Annotated in this window: 5 protein-coding genes; all 5 read left to right on the forward strand. The window is 49.8% G+C overall.

Features of this window, described 5'->3' with window-relative positions; all coding sequences use genetic code 11:
- The coding region (locus PGW42_RS15665; protein ID WP_270235185.1) for a hypothetical protein at positions 1 to 222 on the forward strand (222 nt) is incomplete at its 5' end.
- Positions 219 to 728 (forward strand): sigma-70 family RNA polymerase sigma factor, encoded by a 510-nt coding sequence (locus tag PGW42_RS15670; protein WP_002596252.1) that lies wholly within the window; start codon positions 219 to 221, stop codon positions 726 to 728. The genes PGW42_RS15665 and PGW42_RS15670, both read left to right, overlap by 4 nt.
- A gap of 95 nt (positions 729 to 823) precedes the next feature.
- Positions 824 to 1,255 (forward strand): sigma-70 family RNA polymerase sigma factor, encoded by a 432-nt coding sequence (locus PGW42_RS15675; RefSeq protein WP_002596253.1) that lies wholly within the window; start codon positions 824 to 826, stop codon positions 1,253 to 1,255.
- A gap of 76 nt (positions 1,256 to 1,331) precedes the next feature.
- Positions 1,332 to 1,805, forward strand: coding sequence for an RNA polymerase sigma factor (locus PGW42_RS15680; protein WP_002596254.1), 474 nt, complete (start codon positions 1,332 to 1,334; stop codon positions 1,803 to 1,805).
- Between the two features lie 155 nt (positions 1,806 to 1,960).
- On the forward strand, positions 1,961 to 2,992 hold the full coding sequence (locus PGW42_RS15685; RefSeq protein WP_002596255.1) for an AAA family ATPase: 1,032 nt from the start codon (positions 1,961 to 1,963) through the stop codon (positions 2,990 to 2,992).
- Positions 2,993 to 3,247: the final 255 nt, after the last annotated feature.

Raw genomic sequence — 3,247 nt, forward strand, 5'->3', positions numbered from 1 at the left:
TATGCAACGGCACTTCCTGCCTTGAATGTAGAAGTACAATCTCCATACAACAGAATTAATATTTCCCATAACCGTAAAGGTCATAGAGCCTTTGCGGTTTTTCTTTTGTCGATTTTTGTTGGAAAGTGCCATAGGGCTATTAGTGGTGTTAGGTGTCGTTCGCCACCTCTCCATCTGGATTTTGAACATTTCAAAAATTCAGATGGGAGGTACTTACAGTGAAATACGCACCGAGAAAGGTATATATCAAGGAAAGCGGCAGATATGTGGAACTGTCCTATACGGATTTCTGCCGCCGCAGGGAATCCGACCAGACCTATATGGACAAGCTGTTTATCCCCATTCAAGGCTGTCTGCTTGAAGTCGTGAGGGAGCAATACACGGACTTCTACCGAGATAAGGAACGGTGGCGTTATCTGAAAAAATTAGATACGAAGAACAGCCTGCTTTCTCTGGATGGATTTACGGACAGCGAGGGGAAGCCTTTAGACTTTATCGCTGATGAAGCGGCAGACATTGCGGAAACCGTTGTCAATGCGGTTATGGTGGACAGGCTGAAAGCCGCCCTGCCTTTGCTGTCGGATAGTGAACAGGAATTGATACAGGCAATCTTTTTTGACGGACTTTCTGAGCGTGAAGTCGGGGCGAGGTTCGGCATAACCCAGAGCGTTGTGAACAAACGCAAAGCCAGAATCCTAAGAAAACTAAGAAAGATAATAGAAAATTAAAATTTAAGGCGTTCAGCCCCCTTGTTTTTTCCTTTGGGAAAATGAGGGGGTTTTTCTCTGCCCTCTCAATCAATTCTGATTGGAGGAAAAGAAGCATGGCATATAACCACGGACGGGAGGACAGGAAATGGCGTATCTGGAAAGAAGCGGAGGAAAAGCTGCTGCGTGAGTGCGGCGTTGATGAAGCGACCATTGAGCAGATACGCATTGCGGACAGGGCAGACTTCAATTCCAACAGGCGGTTTTACCGATGGACGAATGACATTGCGGAATACCTTGAGGACATGGCAGACAGGGAGCGGCAGACGGAAGTGGGTACGGTTGCGGAGTTACTGGACGAGATTGAGAGCGAAAATCTCTATCAAGTATTAGTCGCGGTGGACGGGCGTACCTTGAAAATCGTCCTGCTGAAAATGCAGGGGTATTCCACAAAGGAGATTGCCCCGCTCGTGCATTTGACGACTGGTGCCATCTATGCGAGGTTAGACCATCTGCGGAAGAAGCTACGAAAATTTTATAGCGTCTAAAACAGCCTGCCGTCCTGCGGGCTACTGGGTGAGGGATGGAAATCCCCTCACTTATTTTTTGCAGGAGGCAAGCGGGATGGCATACAGAGTTAAGGCGTACACGCTTCGGGAGGAATCCACGGAAAGCGGCACAAGGTATTTTATCAGCTTTAAGGACGGGCAGGGCAAATCCCACGAGTTGGAAGTGTCGGAACAGTTCTTTATGGAGTTTCGGCAGATGGAACGCAGGAACAGGAATCTCCTCCAATGGGACGAGCGGCACAGGGAGTTTTCGGAAGTATGGGACGAAACGCTGAACAGGCGGGCGTTGAAGCTGCCTAAGAGCATAGAGGAACAAATGATTGAGGCAGAACGGGCAGAACTGCTCTGTAAGGCGGTTGACGGACTGCCAGAGATACAAAGGCGGCGTTTCCTGCTCTACTACGAGTATGAGTTCAATTTTTACCAAATCGCCGCTATGGAGCATTGCACCGCTTCGGCAATACAGAAATCTGTTGCGATTGCAAAGGAGAAAGTAAAGGCGGAAATGAGGAAGTATCTCCAACCGTGACCGACACCGCCCGAAAAAGAAATCTGTTTTTTATTTGTGTGGGATTGGCGGCATTACATACTCTCACTTTTTCTTCGTGGGAGTAAATCTATTTTTAAGGAGGTCAACGCCTATGTGCAACGAAAACAAAAACACCGCCCGAAAGGAGGAAAGCCATGCAGAAGTTACAGACAGTCAACGCCGAAACGCTCCTTTATGAACCGCTTGAGAAGCCGTCCTTTGTGGTGGACAGCCTTATCCCCACAGGCTTGTCGCTGTTCTGCGGCTCACAGAAGATAGGAAAGAGCTGGCTCATGCTGAAGCTATGTTTATGCGTGTCGCAGGGACTTCCCTTGTGGGATATGCCGACAATGGAGGGCGACGTGCTTTACCTCTGCCTTGAGGACACGTTCTGCCGTATACAGGACAGGCTGTTCCGATTGACGAACGAAGCGAGCAGGCGGCTTCACTTTGCCGTGGCAAGCTGCAAGCTGTCAGACGGTCTTATCGTGCAGCTTGAAGATTATCTGAAAGATTACCCAAACAGCAGGCTTATTGTCATTGACACTTTGCAGAAAGTCCGTACAGCTTCAAAAGACAATGCCTACGCAAGCGACTATGGGGACATCTCACTAATCAAAGACTTTGCCGACAGGCATTCATTGGCGGTCATTGTCGTACACCACATCCGAAAGCAGAATGACAGCGATGTGTTCAACAAGGTGTCTGGGACGACAGGCTTAACGGGGAGTGCGGACGCTACCTTTGTTCTGGAAAAGGAGAAACGGGCATCCGACACCGCCAAGCTGTATGTGACGGGCAGGGACACGCCCTATCAGGAATACACGCTGCGTTTCCGTGATTGCAGTTGGGAACTTGTGGAGAGAAAAACGCAGGAGCAGCTTGCGAAAGAAACGATACCAGACGTCCTTTTTCGGTTGGTGGATTTTATGAGGGATAAGGAAGAATGGGCAGGCACGGCAACGGAGCTGTTAGCCGCTATGAGGGAAACGGAAACCATACCCACGGTGATTACGAAATGGCTCAATGAATACCGCACCACATTTTTAAATGAGAACCATATCGTTTATCAGTACAGCCGCAAAAAACACGGCAGGCAGATTTCGCTTGCAAAGCGGGCGGGTGACAGCGGTGACGGTGGTGACAGCGATATTGGGATACCCCCTGTTACTGTCATTGACGCTTAAAGCCGTGTAAAGCTGGCGACTCTGCCCTGCGGGTGACAGCGGTGACGGCGGTGACAGTGATTTTAGGATACCCTGCCGCTGTCATCCCTGCGGGAGAACACCCCGTAAACGCAAAGTGCAGGCGTAGGATTTACCCGCCCTTTTCGGCGTGTAAAACCACCCCTGCGGTCAGAAAAATCCTTCCGATTTTTCCGACTGCGTGTGCGCCTAGCGGCGCACGTTTCTAACGGGTTAAAGTCCCGAATCCACCCGGTA

It is taken from the genome of Coprococcus sp. TM115-187, from assembly GCF_027679115.1.
Taxonomy (GTDB): domain Bacteria; phylum Bacillota; class Clostridia; order Lachnospirales; family Lachnospiraceae; genus Allocoprococcus; species Allocoprococcus comes.

Excerpts from the sequence above, each read along its gene's own strand:
- PGW42_RS15675 (WP_002596253.1), top strand. The coding sequence starts at position 824 with ATGGCATATAACCACGGACGGGAGGACAGGAAATGGCGTATCTGGAAA.
- PGW42_RS15680 (WP_002596254.1), top strand. The coding sequence starts at position 1,332 with ATGGCATACAGAGTTAAGGCGTACACGCTTCGGGAGGAATCCACGGAA.
- PGW42_RS15685 (WP_002596255.1), top strand. The coding sequence starts at position 1,961 with ATGCAGAAGTTACAGACAGTCAACGCCGAAACGCTCCTTTATGAACCG.